Origin of the sequence: Iodobacter sp. BJB302 (genome assembly GCF_002735645.1) — a bacterium.
Classification (GTDB): domain Bacteria; phylum Pseudomonadota; class Gammaproteobacteria; order Burkholderiales; family Chitinibacteraceae; genus Iodobacter.
This window is the reverse complement of sequence record NZ_PDZG01000039.1, coordinates 1-19,541: the sequence shown is the minus strand read 5'-3', so window position 1 is coordinate 19,541 and position 19,541 is coordinate 1. Positions and strand designations below refer to the sequence as shown.

Annotated in this window: 10 protein-coding genes; 6 read left to right on the top strand and 4 right to left on the bottom strand. The window is 48.0% G+C overall.

Annotation, left to right across the window (positions count from 1 at the left end):
• Window positions 1-83 precede the first annotated feature (83 nt).
• The 5 genes from CSQ88_RS13345 to CSQ88_RS13325 all read left to right on the top strand — a co-directional run bounded on the left by CSQ88_RS13345 (window position 84) and on the right by CSQ88_RS13325 (window position 12,230).
• A complete protein-coding gene (locus CSQ88_RS13345; protein ID WP_099398593.1) occupies window positions 84-4,946 on the top strand; it encodes an EAL domain-containing protein in 4,863 nt (1,620 codons plus the stop codon).
• 73 nt (window positions 4,947-5,019) lie between these two features.
• A complete protein-coding gene (locus CSQ88_RS13340; protein WP_099398592.1) occupies window positions 5,020-6,150 on the top strand; it encodes a two-component system response regulator in 1,131 nt (376 codons plus the stop codon).
• Window positions 6,151-6,295: 145 nt separating this feature from the next.
• Entirely contained in the window at window positions 6,296-10,084 is a 3,789-nt protein-coding gene (locus CSQ88_RS13335; RefSeq protein ID WP_180273654.1) for a PAS domain S-box protein, read from the top strand.
• Window positions 10,085-10,145: 61 nt separating this feature from the next.
• Window positions 10,146-10,670 (top strand): glutathione peroxidase, encoded by a 525-nt coding sequence (locus CSQ88_RS13330; RefSeq protein ID WP_099398590.1) that lies wholly within the window; start codon window positions 10,146-10,148, stop codon window positions 10,668-10,670.
• A 312-nt stretch (window positions 10,671-10,982) separates the two neighbouring features.
• Entirely contained in the window at window positions 10,983-12,230 is a 1,248-nt protein-coding gene (locus tag CSQ88_RS13325) for a lytic polysaccharide monooxygenase (RefSeq protein WP_099398589.1), read from the top strand.
• A 169-nt stretch (window positions 12,231-12,399) separates the two neighbouring features.
• Here CSQ88_RS13325 and ahpF read toward each other — a convergent pair whose 3' ends face one another.
• The gene (gene ahpF, locus CSQ88_RS13320; protein ID WP_099398588.1) at window positions 12,400-13,944 is read right to left on the bottom strand and encodes an alkyl hydroperoxide reductase subunit F; all 1,545 of its coding nucleotides are present in this window, start codon (window positions 13,942-13,944) and stop codon (window positions 12,400-12,402) included.
• A 122-nt stretch (window positions 13,945-14,066) separates the two neighbouring features.
• A complete protein-coding gene (gene ahpC, locus CSQ88_RS13315; protein WP_099398587.1) occupies window positions 14,067-14,630 on the bottom strand; it encodes an alkyl hydroperoxide reductase subunit C in 564 nt (187 codons plus the stop codon).
• A 244-nt stretch (window positions 14,631-14,874) separates the two neighbouring features.
• On the opposite strand from ahpC, the gene CSQ88_RS13310 reads away from it, so the two are divergent.
• On the top strand, window positions 14,875-15,453 hold the full coding sequence (locus tag CSQ88_RS13310) for a TMEM175 family protein (protein WP_099398586.1): 579 nt from the start codon (window positions 14,875-14,877) through the stop codon (window positions 15,451-15,453).
• 39 nt (window positions 15,454-15,492) lie between these two features.
• Here the strand turns inward: CSQ88_RS13310 and CSQ88_RS13305 are convergent, their stop codons facing one another.
• Both CSQ88_RS13305 and CSQ88_RS13300 read right to left on the bottom strand, forming a co-directional pair.
• Window positions 15,493-15,792 (bottom strand): YkgJ family cysteine cluster protein, encoded by a 300-nt coding sequence (locus tag CSQ88_RS13305; RefSeq protein WP_099398585.1) that lies wholly within the window; start codon window positions 15,790-15,792, stop codon window positions 15,493-15,495.
• 782 nt (window positions 15,793-16,574) lie between these two features.
• On the bottom strand, window positions 16,575-19,256 hold the full coding sequence (locus tag CSQ88_RS13300) for a bifunctional acetate--CoA ligase family protein/GNAT family N-acetyltransferase (protein ID WP_099398584.1): 2,682 nt from the start codon (window positions 19,254-19,256) through the stop codon (window positions 16,575-16,577).
• Window positions 19,257-19,541: the final 285 nt, after the last annotated feature.

The window sequence follows — 19,541 nt, the reverse complement described above, 5'->3', positions numbered from 1 at the left end:
AATTACAAGTAACTTGAACCTTTTCAAGACTAACCTAAGCTGTAAAAGGAAATAACAAAAAAATCACTCAAGAGACGCTCTTAATGCCTGCCGTGTTCAGCGATACAAGCCAGTTGCAACTTATCGATCAGATACCTGGCTGCATTTACTTGTGTCATGCCAGCGGGCAATGCCGCTATACCAACTCAGCCTTACAAACAATGTTTGGCCTTACTGCAGAAGAATGTGCGGGCTATGGATGGCTGAAAAGTCTGCACCCTGATGACAGCAAGCTGGTACACGAACAATGGCTGCAGGCGCTCAGTACACAAGCTGATTTTGAGCTTTCCTTTCGCATTTTGCCGCCGGATCAGGGCATACGATATGTCCGCGCCAAAACCCGCCCACTGTGGGATGCACACGGGCAAATCTCCGGCTATATCGGCTCAATAGAGGAGATCACCTTTGAGCACAGCCCTCTGAAGCACAGCCTGCACCTGATTGAAACTTCCCCCATCCCTCATGTGCTTTTCAATGCACAGGGCGAAATCATTTACCTGAACCCGGCATTTAGCAACAGCTTTGGCTATCAGGAAACAGATCTGCCTCAACTAAGCCGCTGGTGGGAGCAAGCCTTTCCCGATCAGGCCCGCTGGCAGTGGGTTAATGCTCAGAATATACAGCCTGCCCAGCTCAGCACAGATTCCGTTTCCCCGGCTTCAGAGCTGACAATTTGCTGTAAAAATGGCGGCTTTAAAACAGTTAAAGCCAGCCAGACTCTGTTAACACTGGGGCAAGAGAAGGCACAGCTGATCACCCTGATCGATTTAAGCGAGCTTTATCAGCAAAAAGCAGACTTACAAGAACAAGCTCAGCGCTATCGCCAGCTGTTTGATAAGGCCGATTTGTCTATCTGGAATCAGGATATGACGGCCCTTTTAACCCACCTCACCGCACTGCGTGAAGCGGGGATTACTGATCTGGCGGCCTATCTTGAAGAAACGCCGTCTTCCTTACTGAATATGATCAGTATGTTCAAAGTTATTGATATCAACCCTGCCACGCTGGCCTTATTTGAAGGAACAAGTAAGGCTGAATTTATGCAAGGCTTTGCAAGTTTATTTGGAGAAAGTGCGCTCACTGTTATTCGCCAGGAGCTGCTGGCTTTCTGGCGCAAGGATGCCATTTTTCGCAGCGAAATTAATCTTAAAACGCTGCAAGGCAGATCATTTCAGGCACTGATCTCCTACCCCATTCCTTCAACAGAGGAAGAAGCCCGCATTGTGCCGGTAAGTATTCAGGACATCAGCGAGCTGAAAGAGAGCGAAAGCCGCTGGCAATTTGCGATTGAAGGATCAGGCGATGGGCTTTGGGATTGGGATATAGGCAGTAATACTGTTTTTTACAGCCGCCGCTGGAAAGAAATGCTCGGCTTTACTGACGAAGAACTTAACAATACGCATCAGGAATGGGAAAAACGGATACATCCGGCAGACAGGCTTAAAGTCATTAATAAGGTAAAGGCCCACCTGAAAGGCAGCACGCCATTTTTTAGTAATGAATACCGTATCCGCAGCAAAGATGGCAGCTGGAAATGGATCGTTGATCGCGGCATGGTGGTCAGCCGTGATGAAAAGGGCCAGCCGCTGAGAGTGATTGGCACTCACCATGATATTACCGAACGCAAAAACAATGAAAATGCACTCTTAGCCAACCGGGCCCAGCTGGCAGGCATGATTGATTCGGCCATGGATGCCATTGTCACCACCGATGCCGAATTCAACATTATTCTGTTTAATCAGGCAGCAGAAAATATGTTTGGCTATCCGGCCCAACAAATGCTGGGCTGCCCGATTGAAGTACTCATCCCCGTTAAGCTGGCAGTGCAGCACCGTGCGCAGATGCACAAATTTGGCGGCCAGGGTGAAGGCCATCGCAAAATGGGCGGCAGCTCAGCACGCCAGGTGATGGGCAAACGAGCCGATGGCAATGAGTTTCCTATCGAAGTGGCCATTTCTTACCTGGAAAATTTTGGCAGCCCCATTTACACCGCCATGGTGCGCAATATTACAGACCGGCTGGCCTATGAAACCAGCTTATTGCAATTAACCACAACGCTGGAACAGCGTGTTATTGAGCGTACTTATGAGCTGGAAGCGGCTAAACAACAAGCAGAAAACGCCAATCTGGCAAAAAGTGCATTTCTGGCCAATATGAGCCACGAGATTCGCACCCCGCTCAATAGCGTACTGGGCATGGCGCATTTGGCCCAGCTCACCCCCTTAAATGCCAAACAAAGCGATTACCTGCAAAAAATCACACTATCTGCAAATCACCTGCTTGATCTGATTAATGACATTCTTGATTTTTCAAAAATTGAAGCCGGTAAAATGGAAATCAGCAGCCATGATTTTTCTCTGCATGAGCTGATTGACCATGTGCGTGAATTAATTCAGCAAAAAGCAGAAGAAAAAGGCCTGCAACTCCATATTGTAATTGGCATACAAGTTCCCTCATTTTTACGGGGTGATGATTTACGTATCAAGCAAGTGCTGATTAATTTACTCAGTAATGCCATTAAATTTACTCAGGATGGCAAAATAACTTTAACCGTTAATTTAGATTCAAATGAAAATCTGGCTTTTAGTGTACGCGATACTGGAATAGGGATTCCCGCAAACGCGCAAGCGCAATTGTTTCAATCATTTCAGCAGACAGATAACTCAATTACCCGCAAATACGGAGGAACAGGCCTGGGGCTTGCAATCAGCAGGCAGTTAGTACAGCTCATGGGAGGGGAATTAACCGTCACCAGCCAGCCGGATCAGGGCAGTGAATTTAAATTCAGCCTCAGCCTGCCAACAATTAATGCGCTTGCTCCTTCACCGGCCCATCAGAATCATTCAATCAGGGATCATTTCCTTGTAGGAAAGCATATATTACTGGCAGACGACCATCCGTTTAATCAGCAAATTGGTGCCGAACTAATACAAATAGCCGGCGCAGAAGTGGTGATTGCCAATAATGGGCTTGAAGTACTGCAATTAGCCAAACAACACCATTTCGACGCAATACTGATGGATGTACAAATGCCTCAGATGGATGGCATTACCGCCAGCCTAGCCCTTAGAACAATGCCCGCATTTGATTCAGTACCCATTATCGCCATGACAGCCAATGTATCACGCGAATATCGCCAAAATTGCCTGAATGCAGGTATGAATGACTTTATCGGCAAACCCGTGCAGGCAGAGAAAATCTATCAGATACTGGCTTACTGGCTTGGGCCTCACGCTGCAAAGCTACCCGAAATAAAACGCCCTCAGCCAGAAGCAGAGCCCCCCCGGGAAGAAGCATCCCTGACCGGCTGCGGCGGTGAGCTCACTGCCCCAATTATCGATTTTTCAGAGTTACGCAGCATGCTGGGCGATGATACCGACCGCCAGCGCAAATATTGTGCAAAATTTGTGCAATCTTTTGAAGAAGGGCTGAGCAATATTCTGAAGGCCCATGAAAGTCATAACCTGATAGGCCCTGAATGCCACAAACTGAAATCCATCGCCCGTACGGTTGGCGCAATGCCATTAGGCCTGCAGCTTGCCTCCATGGAAAAACTCGATCAAACCACGCCATCCGATGTGCAATCAGAAAAAATCAGGCAGCTGCAATCTTTATTTCTGCAAAGCTGTGAAGCGCTGCAAAAAAATGGCTTGCTGGATGGAGCAGGCAGCCCAACACCAGGCGCAGCGCATGTGCCGGAGCACAGCCCGCTTTGCATCCTTTTAGTAGACGATGACCGCTTTATTCTGGAAATCATCCAGCAACATCTGAATGATTTAGGCATTACGCAAATCCTGTCATTTTTAAAAGCAGAAGATGCACTTAAAAGACTTGCCCTGCCCCCTCAGCCTGACTGGATTTTTTGCGATTTACAAATGCCCGATATGGATGGCGTCGCCTTTTTGCGCCAGCTGGGTTTGCTGCAGTACGAAGGCTATATCGCCATTCTTTCTGCAATGGATAAGCAGGTATTAAAAGCGGCAGAACGGCTGGCGCATTCTTTTCACTTAAAGCTGGGCGGATCGCTCACCAAGCCGGTCAAAAAAGAAGAGCTGGCACAAATATTACTCCTACACCCCGCGCATTCAGGCACAGAGCACGCTGGCAGCCACATGCCCCAGTTGCAACTGCTTGAAGATGAAATACGCAACGGCCTTGCCGCAGGTGAGGTGGAACTCTATTACCAGCCCAAAGTTAGCACCAACGGGCGCGGCGTACTTGGGGCAGAAAGCTTAGCCCGCTGGCGTCACCCCCTGCGTGGGCTGCTTGGGCCACATTTATTTGTTCCGGCCATTGAAGCTTTAGGCTTAATCGATGATCTCACCCTCTGTGTATTAAGGCTGGCCAGCCGTCAGCTACGAATATGGCTCGATCAGGGTGAGCACATCAAATTATCGATTAATGTATCGATGGGCAATCTGCACCGGCTGGAGCTGCCAGAGCTGTTTCAGGAAGTACTGCGCGAAAGCAATATCAGCCCCGAGCTGATTACGCTGGAAATCACCGAAACCCAGCTGACCCATGATTACGTGCTCAGCCTCGATATCCTGACCCGCTTAAGGATTATGGGTTTTGGCCTCTCTGTAGATGACTTTGGCACGGGCTTTTCGACCATGGAGCATTTAATTCAGATTCCATTTACCGAATTAAAAATCGATAAGGCCTTTGTCAGCGGTGCCACCTCCGATGCTTCCGCCCGAACCATTCTGGAACACAGCGCAGATTTAGGCCGGAAATTTTCCCTTAACCTGGTAGCAGAGGGCGTAGAAACGCAGGCCGACTGGGATTTGGTTTCCAATATGGGCTGCCACGAAGTACAGGGCTATCTGATCGGCCACCCAATGCCCGCAACCGAATTTATACACTGGAAAAAAATGTGGGAAAGCCACCTTTCCAGCATCAAATAAGCGGCAAAGCGATGAATTTTTTTATTCTGCAGATCCATTAAAAACCTCAGGCCCTGAGCCAAGGATCAATATCATGAACGACAAGCCACTGGTACTCATTGTTGACGACGATCTTTTTATGCTGGATTTTATCTTTGATGCCCTCAGCGAAACATGTAATGTGATTACGGCAGAAAATGGCAAAGCAGCTTTGCAGCTGGTGCAGCAGCAGCATCCCAAACTGGTATTGGCAGATGTAAAAATGCCGGAGATGGATGGCTATGAGCTATGCCGCCAGATCAAAGATGATTTTGATATCAGCGATACGCCTGTACTGTTTTTATCAGCGCTGGATGGTATCGAGGACAGGCTGCAGGGCTTTGATGTAGGTGGAGAAGATTTTGTCCTCAAGCCTGCTAACCCCAAAGTATTGCAAGCCAAAGTGGCGCATGTTCTGCAGCTGATTGAAGAGCGGCAGCAATTAAAATCTCAGGCTCAATACGCTACCAATACCGCCATGCTGGCCATGGCCAGTATGAGTGAAACGGGCTTACTGATCGAAGGGATTAAGCGTTTTAATAATTGCGCTGCCCCGCTCGATTTAGCCAAGGCTTTAATCAGCGCCATCGCCCTGTTTGAGGTAGACAGCGTTGTTGAGCTGATTCTTCCCGAAGGAGGCTCTTTAGCCGTCAATGCGCGGGGACCCGCCAGCGCATTGGAAACCTCGATCATGCACCATATGTCCACGATGGATCGCATCACTCAGTTTAAAAGCCGTATGGCGATTACTTACCCGCATATCAGAGTACTGATCAGCAATATGCCAGAGCATGATGAAGACCGCTGTGGCCGCCTGCGCGACAATCTGGCCATTCTGATTGAATCGACCGAATACCGGCTTGAAGCACTCAATATCATGGTTAAGGCCAAAGAACGGGATATTGCAATTGGGGCAACGATTAAATCGCTCACAGATGCACTAAGTAAAATAGACGAGCAGCAAAGAAACGGCCGTACCTCCATTGCCATTATTCTGAGCACAGTCACTTCCCGTATTGAAGCGGCCCTTGTGGGTTTGCAATTAACCGAACGCCAGGAAAGCTCATTAATCGACATTGTGAGCCGGGGCTTAGAAGAAGTCTCCAATACCATCAGTGCCGATGCTGATTTTCAGGATCAGCTGAGCAGCGCAATCAAAGCGCTCCAGAACACCATTTACAGTTAATCAGATGATGAATCAGCTTCAATAGCGTACCAGCAATCATTGACACACTTTGCTCTGTACAAAAACATACTTACTCAAAGTTGACAGCACTATGATTTTAAACTTGAGACCACTGCGTTCACTACAAAACAGAGTTATCTTACTAATGCTGTTGCTCTTTGTTGCCTCGATTCTATTGCTGACATTCTATGCAAAACGTGTTTTTCAAAAAGAAATGCTGCATCTGGTCAGCAATCAACAGCTCACCAGCGTGAGTATTATTGCAAATGACATTGACCATCACTTACAAGAAAACATAAATGCACTAGAGTACTTTGCAAAAAAAATAACGGCACAATCCTTAAAAAACCCGCCAGCCCTTCAATCTGAGCTTGAAAACCATAATATGCTGCAAGAGTTATTTAACGCAGGCAGTTATATCAGTACCGCCGAAAACAATTTAATCATCCCTTCTGTTTCCCTTGCCCAGCACCCCATCAGCTATGCCCTTTACCAGTCATCGGTTCGGCAGACGCTGGCACAGGGGATCAATTCGATTTCTAATACACAACAGGATCAGCAACAAAAAAACCCCATATTTGTGATCACGGTTCCCATTAAAAATAATCAGGGGCAAGTGATCGCAGCCTTATCCGGCGTTATAAATCTGTACAAACCTAACTTTATTAGTGAAAAAATTAAACATAACAATGGAAAAACTGGGGGCTATGCCCTGATCGCACCAGAACAACACCTCATCATCGCCGCCACCGATCAACGTCTGGTCATGAAACCAACGCCCGCAGGCGTAAATCTCATTGCTGACCGGATGATGCAGGGCAAAGAAGGATCTGGCATTTTTGTTGATTTACTCCAAACCGAAGTATTCACCTCGGTTAAAAAAGTAAACTTGGCTGACTGGTATGTTGCAGCGGCCCTTCCCACTGACGAAGCATTTTTTCCTATTCAACAAGCAGAGCGGCATCTTCTGGGCATCATTTTTTTGATAACGCTGGTCTTATCCCTGCTGATTGCCTGGATATTAAAACAACAACTTTCTCACCTGCACACGGCAATTAAGTGCCTCAATACCATGGCGGAGAGTGACGCCCCCCCCCGCCTGCTTCCCATTGTCAAAAACGATGAAATTGGAAACCTGCTCAGCAGCGTTAACCACTTACTGACCACTCTGGGCAAGCGGGAAGACGCGCTGAAACAAAGTGAATTATTCATACGGACAGTAACCGAAAACATACCGGGAATGCTGGCTTACTGGACACCTGATTTACATTGCGCTTTTGCGAATAAAGCCTACTGCCAGTGGTTTAATCATAGTGTGACCCAAATCCACAATATCGCCATGCAAGATTTACTAGGCCCTGAGCTGTTCCAAGCCATTAAACATTACATTCATGGGGCACTGGAGGGTAAAGAACAAAACTATGAACGCTCATTAATCAAATCCGATGGTAAACAAGCTTATCTGCTGGCACAATATATTCCCCATTTTCAGGCAGAAAAGATTCAAGGTTTTTTTGTATTACTCACTGATATTACTGCAATTAAACAAGGAGAGGAGCAATTAAGATTAAGTGACGCAGCACTTAAAGCAATATCACAAGGCGTACTGATCGCCGATGCCAGTCGGAATATTATTTCAGTTAACCCTCCTCTGCTTGCCATTACCGGATTTAGCCCGGAGGAATTCATCGGGCGCAATTGTAATTTTTTACAAGGCCCCCTATCCAGCCCTGAAACTATCAATGCAATTCGTAATGCACTTAATTCCGGAAAAGAATTTAATGGCGAAATTATTAACTACCGCAAAGATGGAAATTCATTCTGGAACGATTTGAGCATTTCACCTGTATTTAATGAAAATGGCGTTTTAACTAATTTCATAGGCATTACCCGGGATATTACCGAAAGAAAAAACTCAGAAAAAGAAAAATTAAACAAACAAGAGCAACTCTTAGGCATGATTAATACTGCCATGGATGCCATTGTAAGTGCAGATGCACAATTTAATATCATTTTATTTAATCCTGCAGCAGAAAAATTATTTGGCTACTCTGCAAAAAACATACTGGGTCAGCCGATTGAATGTTTACTTCCAATAGGTCTTGCAAATGAGCACCGGGAAGAAATGATACAATTTGCAAAAAACAAAGAAAAACCAAGACAAATGCAAGGCCGCTCTGTAAGACCTGTAGTAGCAAGACATCAGCAAGGACATGATTTCCCTGCTGAAATTGCAATTTCATATTTAGAAAACAATGGGCAACCTATTTTTACCGCAATGATCCGCGACCTCACTGAACGTAAATTACTTGATGAGGCACTCATGCAATTTGCTGCTACTTTAGAGCTGCGTGTTATTGAACGGACACAGGAACTAGGAGCAGCAAAGCTGCAGGCAGAAAATGCAAATCAAGCTAAAAGCGCATTTTTAGCTAATATGAGCCATGAAATTCGTACGCCTCTCAATAGTGTACTGGGTATGGCTCATCTGGCTCAGCTGACAGAATTAACGCCAAAACAGCGTGACTATCTGCAAAAAATTACTTTATCTGGCACACTTTTGCTTGATTTAATCAATGATATTCTGGATTTTTCAAAAATAGAGGCGGGTAAGTTCGATTTAAACACTGTAGATTTTAATTTATCTGACCTTATTCATCATATTAGCGGGCTTATTCAGCATAAGGCCACAGAGAAAGGCCTTACGCTCAATATTCAAATCGATAAAAATACCCCGCTTGCTTTGCATGGTGATGATTTACGCATTAAACAAGTACTGCTGAATTTACTCAGCAATAGTATTAAATTTACCGACAGTGGCAGTGTTACTCTCATTGTTCATCCTTATACAGAGCATTACACCTTGCAATTCAGTATTATCGACACAGGCATCGGCATTACTCCTGAAGTGCAAAAATTACTATTTCAGTCTTTTCAACAAGCGGACAACTCCATTACCCGAAAATATGGTGGCAGCGGGTTAGGACTAGCCATCAGCCGTCAGCTGGTACAGCTCATGGGCGGTGAATTGTCAATGAAAAGTGAATTAGGCAAGGGCAGTGAATTCACCTTCCATATTGTGCTTAATAAAGCAAAAACAGACCCATCCACATTAGTAATGCCAGATAAAGTAAAAGACAATGAATTATTCTTTAAAGACAAGCTAATTTTACTGGCAGATGACCATGCTTTTAATCAGCAAATTGGAAGCGAGTTATTAGAACTAAAAGGTGCTAAAGTAATATTGGCAAACAATGGACAAGAAGCCATTCAATTAGCACAGCAATACCAGTTTGATGCCATATTAATGGATGTACAAATGCCTGAAATGGACGGCATTACCGCCAGCCAGATTTTAAGAAAAAATCCCGATTATGACGCAGTTCCAATTATTGCAATGACAGCCAATATTTCAACAGATTACCGTCAGCGCTGCACCCAGGCAGGCATGAACCATTTTATTGGTAAACCTGTGCAGGCAGAAAAACTCTATCTGGCGCTAATGATCTGCTTCAGGCAGCAAACTGAACCAGAGCTCCCTTCTTCAGTAAGCCCTAAAGATATTACCCCAGCTTCTGAAGGCCAGTGGATAAACCACCAAGAGCTGCAAAGTATGCTGGGTGAAGAAATAACACGCCAGCGCAAATACTGCGAACGTTTTTCAGAAGCCATGAAGGGCGGGCTTGCAACCATTGACGACGCTCTGGCCTACAACCAGCCCGATTTAATTAAAACAGAATGCCACAGACTTAAAGCCATAGCGAATACGGTGGGCGCACTGCCACTTGGTGAACTACTCGCCAAACTTGAGAAAAACGAGCACACTTCTGAAGAGCTAAAGCAAGCAATCGTAGAATTAAAATTACATGTTCAGCATAGCTGTGCAGCGCTAAAAAATATGGATCTGCTCGATCACTCATTAGAAATTCAATAAGCAGATAGCTCAATCCGGTTTACTTACCACGGCTCCTCCTTAACGCCACAAGGATTATTATATGCGTATCCTCGCACTGCTTGGTTTTTGCAGCTCTGTCAGCCTGGCCGCCTGCCCGCCTTTGCTTGATTACCAAAGTAAAACGCTAAAAGGGGAGAATTTTGATTTTTGCAGTTATAGCGGCAAACCTATTTTAGTGGTGAATACCGCCAGCAAATGCGGCTTTACCCCGCAATTTGATAAATTAGAAAAAATCTACGCCAAATATAAAGACCAGGGGCTGCTTGTGGTGGGGTTTCCATCCAATGATTTCAAGCAAGAGCTGGCCGATAATAAAGAAATTGGTGATTTCTGCCGCCTCACCTATTTTGTAGAGTTCCCCATGCTGGAGAAATCCAGCGTACGCGGCGCCAATGCAAATCCGCTGTTTAAACGGCTCAGTACTGCTGCCGATACCACACCCAAGTGGAATTTCTACAAATATTTAATTGCCCCGGATGGCAAAACAGTCACAGCCTACAGCTCGATCACCGAGCCTGACGATAAAGAAATCATCAGTAAAATTGAAGGCTGGCTGAAAAAATAATACACATACAGAGCCATCCCCAGACTCTGCTAAACAAAGCAAAACCGGCAGGGCCGCAGCATTTTGCTGGGTTGGCGTTGCCACTCAAACGGCTGAATCAGGAATGAGAGGCTGAAGCCATACTGCTTACTTTTATTAAGCAGGCTTATCTTCTATTCAGTCAGGCACAAAACAAACAACATTTGTAATTAAACATAAGTACTTTATCCACGAAACCCCAATTGAGTTTTCTCATATCTTTCAATAAGCTGATTATGGTTATTTGGCGCAGATCAAAAACCATAACCCTTATAAACAATGGATGAGAAAACAATGAATAAATATGCTCTGCCAGCCCTGCTGGCCAGCCTGCTGGCCCCGCTTGCCAGTGCCCATGGCACCATGGAAGTGCCAATCAGCCGCATCTTAAGCTGCTTTAATGAAGGCCCTGAAAACCCCAAAACGGCAGCCTGCCAAGCCGCAGTGGCACTATCCGGCCCGCAAATGCTTTACGACTGGTCTGGTGTAAATCAGCTGCCCAATGGTAATCACAAAGCTTTTGTACCGGATGGCCAGCTTTGCGCCGGAGGAAAATCAAATTATGCGGGGATGAACCTGGCCCGTACCGACTGGCCGGTAACCCCCATTGCACCTAATGCGAATGGGCAATTTGATTTTATTTACACCGCCCCCGCCGCACACCAAACCCGCAACTGGCAATTTTTTATTACCAAAGATGGCTGGAATCCTAACAAACCTTTAGCCTGGTCTGATCTGGAAGACGCCCCATTCTGCACCTTAGGCAATACAGCAGCAGTGGATAAAAAATACAAACTCACCTGCCCGCTGCCTAAAAAAACCGGCGTGCACATTATTTATAATGTGTGGCAACGCAGCGACAGTGATGAAGCGTTTTACTCCTGCTCGGATGTTAATTTCTCTGGCAGCCTCTCTACCTATAAAGAGCTGGGCCAAATCCGCGCTCAGCAGGATTTAAAAGCCGATACCAAGGTCACTTTCCGCCTGTTTGATAAAGATGGCCGCGATGTGGAAAGCTTCTCTGTCACCACTGGCTACGATAGCCAAACCGGAGAAAATACATCTTTAGCCGCCAACTGGCCTTTCTATCTGGCGCAAAAAGTGAATATCAACTCGCGCTATATCAGCGTAGGCGTGCTGGCAAACAACGGCAGCGTATCCCCGGTTAAATCAGTGCAAGACAACCGTGTGTATGTCAGAAACAATGGGGAATACAGCTTTAAAGTGGATATTGGCGGCGTGATTGTGCCAACACCAACGCCAACACCTGTACCAACGCCTGTTCCGACCCCAGTTCCTACACCTGTACCAACACCAGTGCCAACGCCTGTTCCGACCCCGGTTCCTACACCAGTACCCACACCGCCACCATCAACAAGCTGCGCACCTGATTGGAAGGCAGGCAGCACCTATGCCACGGTCAACACGAGGGTCAGCCAGAACCTGCATAACTACCAAAACAAATGGTGGACCGTCGGTGAAGAGCCCGCAAAAAGTGGCCAGTGGGGCGTGTGGCAAGACTTGGGCGCTTGCAAGAAGTAAATCTTTTAGGGCGGCGGGAGCAACCCGCCGTTTACGTAGCTTTTAAGACATAAACCTGGCAGGTTTCACCCGCCCTGAAAATAATGCAATGCTTGCAAGTGAGAGGCAATGCAAACAGCCGCGAAAACCCCAAGGATTTTCGCGGCTGTTTTATTGAAAGATGCCTACTTTAACTGCGCATCAAATGATCAAATGCACCAAGAGAAGCTTTTGCACCATCGCCCATGGCAATCACGATTTGCTTAAAGGGCACTGTGGTTACATCGCCTGCGGCAAATACACCAGGTAAGGAGGTCTGCCCGCGGTTATCCACCTCAATCTCACCATGTTTGCTTAAACCCAGCGTGCCTTTCAGCCAGTCGGTATTGGGCAGCAAGCCAATTTGCACAAAAATCCCGGCCAAACCGACCTGATGCGATTCACCGCTCTGGCGATCGGTATATTGCAGGCCGCTGACCTTCTGCCCATCGCCCAGCACTTCGGTAGTTTGCGCTTGCTTAATCACCACCACATTCGGCAGGCTGTAGAGTTTTTTCTGCAATACGGCATCGGCGCGCAGCTCTGCGCCAAACTCCAGCAGGGTAACGTGTTCCACAATCCCGGCCAGATCAATCGCAGCTTCTACGCCAGAATTCCCTCCGCCCACTACCGCAACACGCTTGCCTTTAAACAGCGGGCCATCGCAATGCGGGCAATAAGCCACGCCACGGCCTCGGTATTCTTTCTCCCCTGGCACATTCATTTCGCGCCAGCGTGCACCGGTCGCAATAATCACTGATTTACTTTTTAAGGTTGCACCACTGGCAAGGCGAATCTGGCTAATACCGTTTTCATCGAGGCTCAGCGCTTCGGCGCGTTGCAGATTCATAATATCCACATCGTATTGCTTTACATGCTGCTCCAGCGCGGTGACCAGCTTTGGCCCTTCGGTTTCTTGTACAGAGATAAAGTTTTCGATACTCATTGTATCCAGCACCTGGCCGCCAAAACGCTCGGCCACCACGCCAGTGCGAATCCCTTTACGCGCGGCATATACCGCCGCTGCCGCACCCGCTGGCCCACCGCCAATCACTAGTAAATCAAACTGATCTTTGCCTGAAATCGCTTCAGCCTGGCGCTCTGCCGAGCCGGTATCAAGCTTAGCCACGATTTCTTCAATGCCCATGCGGCCCTGGCCAAAAGCTTCGCCATTCAGATACACCGAAGGCACCGCCATAATCTGCCTTGCGTTCACCTCATCCTGATACAGCGCGCCATCAATCATCACATGGCTGATTTTGGGATTAAGCACCGCCATTAAATTAAGCGATTGCACCACTTCCGGGCAGTTTTGGCAGGTGAGCGAGATAAACGTTTCAAAACGTAGCTCGCCCGGCAAGGTCTTAATCTGCTCAATCAGTGCTGCTTCAATCTTGGGCGGATGGCCCCCCACTTGCAGCAGACCCAATACCAGAGACGTAAATTCGTGCCCCATGGGAATCCCGGCAAAACGCACGCGGGGCTCTTCGCCAACACGGGCAATCCCGAAGGAAGGCTTGAGTGCGGCATCCTCAAATCGCAGGGTGATTTTGTCTGACAGCTCGGTAATTTCTTGCAATAAGCTTTGCATTTCCTGAGCAGCAGCGCTTTCGTCCACAGAGGCAATCAGCTCAATCGGAAATTGCAGTTTTTCTAAATAAGCAGCAAGTTGAGTTTTGATATTGGATTCAAGCATGATGAATTCTCCACAATAGTTTTTATTGAAAAAGCGCCTGGCGCCAGTTTAAAAAGTGCTTTTGCAATAAAAGCGATCATCGTAGGGCGGTTGAAAACCGCCCTACGCATTTAATTAACTCATTAAATCTTGCCAACTAAATCAAGCGACGGTGCCAGTGTTTCTGCACCTGGCTGCCATTTAGCCGGGCAAACTTCGCCTGGGTGCTTGGCAATATATTGAGCGGCCTGCACTTTGCGCATTAGCTCTGCTGCAGAGCGGCCAATACCGTTATCGTGGATTTCACACAGCTTGATCTGGCCTTCAGGGTTGATCAGGAAGGTGCCTCGCAGTGCCAAGCCTTCTTCTTCGATCATCACATCAAAATTGCGGGTCAGCGTGCCGGTAGGGTCTGCCAGCATCGGGTAGTTAATCTTTTTAATGGTGTCTGATGTATCGTGCCAGGCCTTGTGGGTGAACTGGGTATCGGTAGAAACCGAGTAAACCTCTACACCCATTTTTTGGAATTCCGGGTAAAAATCAGCCAAGTCGCCTAATTCAGTTGGGCAAACAAAAGTGAAATCAGCCGGGTAGAAGAACACAACCGACCACTTGCCTTTCAGATCCGCGTCAGTCACGGAAGTAAATTTACCTGCGTGGAATGCGTTAACTTTAAATGGTTTAATTTCGCTGTTAATCAAAGACATGGTGTAACTCCTAAGTAGAGAAAGTGTTGTTTGTGAAGCAGTGAAGTCATCTTAAGCCCCCGCCTCTCTCAGGTCTAATTGATAGTTTAAATCTTACACATTGAAAATTGCTATACACAAAATCTATCCAAACATCATAGCAAGAACGTCTCTGCAACACGCACAAGCGGGCTGCAAATGACGGTTGAGAAAGCCCGGCCTGATTCAGCTAGAATAAAAAAAACGACTTAAATGGACAGCAAGAATGGGCAAAACGCGTTTGGAAGCATTTAGTGACGGGGTGATCGCTATTATTATCACCATCATGGTTTTGGAGCTTAAAGTGCCGCACGGGGAAGATGCCCATGCGCTCTTGCCAATGATCCCCATTTTCTTAGGCTATGTATTCAGCTTTATCATGGTGGGGATTTACTGGAATAATCATCACCATATGCTGCATATCGTGCACAAAATAAATGGCCCGGTTTTGTGGGCCAATTTGCACTTACTTTTCTGGCTGTCTTTGATTCCGGTCACCACCGCATGGATGCAAGAAAGCCACTTCGCCCCGCCAGCAGTCGCTCTGTATGGCTTTATACTTTTTATGGCTAGCGTGGCCTGGCCAATACTGGCCCACTTTCTGATTAAAATTCACGGCAATCAATCCGAGCTGGCCATCGCTTTTGGCGAAGACCGCAAAGGGAAAATATCGATGCTGATGTACCTGCTCGCCATCCCGCTCGCCTTCCTAAATGTATGGATAGCGATTAGTCTATATATTGCAGTGGCCGTGATCTGGTTTATTCCGGATCAGAGAATTGAAAAAAACCTGCATCACGAATAGAGGCAGGTTTTAAACTGGTTTTCTTTAGCGAAAGCGCGCTTATTGATTGAGCTGCCAGCGGGCGGTCAGGATGGGGATGCGCTTTCTTTGCTCCATGCAATCAAAATCACCCTCCTGATAATCCCGGCAAATCCACGGTCTTTGCTCATAGATCGTACACATCATGCTGCGGCGATCCAGCGCCGCACACCAGCCATCCTCCAGCCTGTGCATAATCTCGCCGCCCCAGGCATCCTTCTCAACATACTCCGGCGGCACATCATCATCCCCGGCAATCAGCATCACTTCCAGCTGGCAACAACAGGCTTTACAGGTACTACAGGATACGGCGGAGGACATAAAGTTACTCAATTGTGCGGTGTTTTATAGGGATTGCATCATTTGCGGGGCGGGTAAAACCCGCCTGACTTGTTGTGAGATTATAAGTTCGGCGGATTTCGCTCCAGCGCACCAAACAATCAAAAAGATCATTTTTATTAGTGCCTTCGGCACGTTGATTTAGGTGCGGGAGTCCCCCGCATGGGACTCCCTTTCTTGAACGGCCAAGAAAGGAAGCAAAGAAGGCCGCCCCGAACAGCACGAAGGCCCCTCACTGCGGACAATCGAGACGGCGGCTGCGGGACTCACTCGCTTCGCTCGCTCAAACATCCTCGCCGAAACCCCGCCCCGCTTGTTCCACGTTTCGGCGTGCTTCAGGGGAGATTTAAGCCCCGTGCGACTAACCGTGATGGAAGCCAAGGTTAGTCAATTTGATAATGCCTAGGGTCTGTTGACGTTTCATTCACAATTGCGCTGCGCCGGAAAACGGCCAAGCACAAGGCATGCGACGAAGGCAATAACTGGTTATTGTCGAGGAGCATAACGCAGTGAATGGCCGTTTTCCGGCTCAGCCCTTCGGGTTGACTGCATTTTTGGGGCTGCACATCGTTAAAAATCGCTAATGGTACTCGTGCCATGTCGCAATTTTTGCCTTGTTCAGCCCCAAAACTGCAGCCAACGCAGCCGTGAATGAAACGTCAACAGACCCTAAGATCCAAAGAAAATAACTTAATTCAATGCCTGCTTTTCTCCGTGAAACTCCATGTTCTCTGTGCCCTCTGTGTTTTAAGACTTGGGTTTTGCTACAACTCCTTCACCACCCACTTCAGCCCATTGTCTTCCGGGTGAGTCTGAATCGTGAAGCCAAGGTGCTTCATAAAGGCCAGCATGGTTTTGTTGCTGGTGAGCACTTCGCCTTCGATAGTCGATAAGCCCATATCGCGGGCGGCGGTGAAGAGGGCTTCCATCAGGCGGTTACCAAGGCCCTTGCCTTGCCAGGCATCATCAATCACCACGGCAAATTCGCAGCTGTCTTTATCGGGGTTGGCAGTATAACGGGCTACGCCGATAATTTGCTCGCCCTGGCCTGCCTGCACCGTGGCGGCAATGGCCATTTCTCTGGCGTAATCCAGATGAGTAAAACGTGCCAGCAGGCTTTGTGGCAGGGATTTAAGCACGCTCATATAGCGGTTATAGCGTGTCTCATCCGATAGGCGGCTGACAAACTGAATCAGCAAATCTGCGTCCTCCGGGCGGATGGGACGCAAAATCATGGGCATGCCGGTTTTGAGCTGGGTGAGCTGCATTAAATGCGATGGATAGGGATGAATCGCCATATGTGCGTAACGGCGGGCTTTGGGATCTACTGCAGCCACAATAATGCTGGCATCCACCGCTATCACGCCGTTTTCGTCGCTGATCAGCGGGTTGATATCCAGCTGCTGAATCTGCGGTAATTCGCAAACCATTTCCGATACGCGCAGCAGCACATTTTTAACCGCCTCGATATTCACTGCTGGCTGGTTTCTGAAAGGGGCGAGCATTTTTTTAATCCGCGTGCGGCGGATCAAATGCTCGGCCAGATAATCATTTAAGGGCGGCAGCGATACCGCGATATCGTTAAATACTTCTACCGCAATCCCCCCCGCACCAAAGCTAATCACCGGGCCAAAGGCCGAATCGTTGACGACCCCCACCATCAGCTCACGGGCGTACTTTTTGCCGTGCATGGGTTGCACCGTCAGGCCGCGCACACGCTCAACGCCCAGCTTATCGTGGGCACGGCTGAGCATTTTATTGGCTTCGCTGGCCACTGCAATCAGGCTGTTTAAATTAAGCACTACGCCGTCGATATCGGTTTTGTGCATCAAATCGACGGCGTCTATTTTCAGCACCACCGGCAGGCCCATGCCCATAGCGGCATTGACTGCATCATCGGCGCTATTGGCACGCACCGTCATGGCGACGGGAATATGAAACGCACGCAAAATTGCTTTTGATTCAATTTCATCCAGCAGGCTGCGGCCATCGGCCAGCACTTTATCAATCACCATGCGTGCAGTTTCCATATCCGGCGCTTCCCACTCACCCAGCGGGGCAGGAGTTTGCAATAAGAGCTGCTGGTTATGCTGCCATGCGGCTAAAGAATAAAACACTTCTACGGCGTGCTCAGGCGCAGAAAAGCTGGCACAGCCTGCCTTCACCAGCAGCTTGCGGCTGGCGTCGACTTTTTTGCCGCCTATCCACGCCATCAGCAGCGGCTTATCGCTGCTTTTTTTCAGAGCAATCATCGCTTCGGCAGTACGTAAATGATCAGTGCCTGCCTGCGGGGTAAACACCACCAGCACGCCATCAATATTTGGGTCGGCCAGTACGGCTTCAACCACCAGTTTGAATCGCTCCGGTGAGGCATCCCCCAGGATATCGACCGGATTATTACGGCTGGCTTGTGCGGGCAGATTTTTAGCCAGCCAGGCCACTGTAGCCAGAGACAGCTCTGGCAGCTGCACATGCAAATCACGCGCCCGGTCTACCGCCATCATCCCGGCACCGATGCCGTTAGTTACGATAGCCAGACGGCGGCCCTTGGTTTTAAACGTACCATTTAATACTTTTGCAGCCGTAAACAGCTGATTAATTGAGCGCAGGCGCAGCACACCGGCCCGCTTAAGCGCGGCATCAAATACATCATCACGGCCGATCAGCCGCTCAGAATGGGTACGGCCATGCGCGGCAGAAGCATCGTTATAGCGCCCTACTTTCAGCGCCATTACCGGCTTGGAGCGCGCCGCAGCCCGCACCGCCGACATAAAAGTGCGTGCCTCGTGCAGGTCTTCGATATACAGCAAAATGCTCTGGGTTTTAGGATCTGCCACTAGGTAATCCAGTACCTCGCCCACATCCACATCGACGGCCGAGCCTAAAGACACCACTGAAGAAAAACCCACATCGTGCGATTCGGCCCAGTCTAAAATCGCCGAGGTAATCGATGATGATTGCGATACCAGCGCCATGCTGCCATTTTTTAACTTGCCCTGATAATTACCCGCCATTAATTTAGCGCTGACACGGCACAGGCCAAAAACGGTAGGGCCAATAATCCGCAAGCCATAATGCCGGGCCCGCTCCATGATTTTTTCCAGCAGAATCTGGCTTTTTTTATCTGTCCCCACAAAATCGCAAGACATGATCACGGCGGCTTTAATACCCTTCCTGCCACTTTCCTCAATTAAATCCATCAGAGTTTTGGCGGGGGTTGTGATAATGACTAAATCCACCACCATCGGCACCTTAGCTAAGGATTTAAATGCCGCGATGCCCTGCACCTGCTCGTGATGCAAATTAACAGGGAATAATTTCCCCGTGTAACCGCCATCCAGCAAATTGGCAAACACAGTAGTGCCTACCGCGCCAGGCGTTTCAGACGCACCCACCACCGCCACAGAGCGGGGATCAAACAAAGGAGAAAGATAGTGTGGTTTCATGGCTGACAGATCATAAAAGGCTGACCCCTAGTGTATACCGGCAATGTGCTTACTGCAGTGTAGGTATTACTTTTATCAGGCAAATTCTCACTCACCTTTATGCCAGTACATGCGGGCCTTCCTTTTGCGCTTTATCATAAGAAAGGCTTAAAAACTTTCCTGATTATGTCTCTTGCTCAATTAAGGCTTGAAATACCCCTCTTGGACAAGGTTTAGCCTGCATCACGGCTTTGAGTAATCGAGGAATCAGAGCGCACAGGTCTGCTCGACGATTGAAACGGTATT

Bases quoted from the DNA above. Each gene is read 5' to 3' on its own strand.
- CSQ88_RS13345 (WP_099398593.1), top strand. From the start codon at position 84: ATGCCTGCCGTGTTCAGCGATACAAGCCAGTTGCAACTTATCGATCAG.
- CSQ88_RS13340 (WP_099398592.1), top strand. From the start codon at position 5,020: ATGAACGACAAGCCACTGGTACTCATTGTTGACGACGATCTTTTTATG.
- CSQ88_RS13335 (WP_180273654.1), top strand. From the start codon at position 6,296: ATGCTGTTGCTCTTTGTTGCCTCGATTCTATTGCTGACATTCTATGCA.
- CSQ88_RS13330 (WP_099398590.1), top strand. From the start codon at position 10,146: ATGCGTATCCTCGCACTGCTTGGTTTTTGCAGCTCTGTCAGCCTGGCC.
- CSQ88_RS13325 (WP_099398589.1), top strand. From the start codon at position 10,983: ATGAATAAATATGCTCTGCCAGCCCTGCTGGCCAGCCTGCTGGCCCCG.
- ahpF (WP_099398588.1), bottom strand. From the start codon at position 13,944: ATGCTTGAATCCAATATCAAAACTCAACTTGCTGCTTATTTAGAAAAA.
- ahpC (WP_099398587.1), bottom strand. From the start codon at position 14,630: ATGTCTTTGATTAACAGCGAAATTAAACCATTTAAAGTTAACGCATTC.
- CSQ88_RS13310 (WP_099398586.1), top strand. From the start codon at position 14,875: ATGGGCAAAACGCGTTTGGAAGCATTTAGTGACGGGGTGATCGCTATT.
- CSQ88_RS13305 (WP_099398585.1), bottom strand. From the start codon at position 15,792: ATGTCCTCCGCCGTATCCTGTAGTACCTGTAAAGCCTGTTGTTGCCAG.
- CSQ88_RS13300 (WP_099398584.1), bottom strand. From the start codon at position 19,256: ATGAAACCACACTATCTTTCTCCTTTGTTTGATCCCCGCTCTGTGGCG.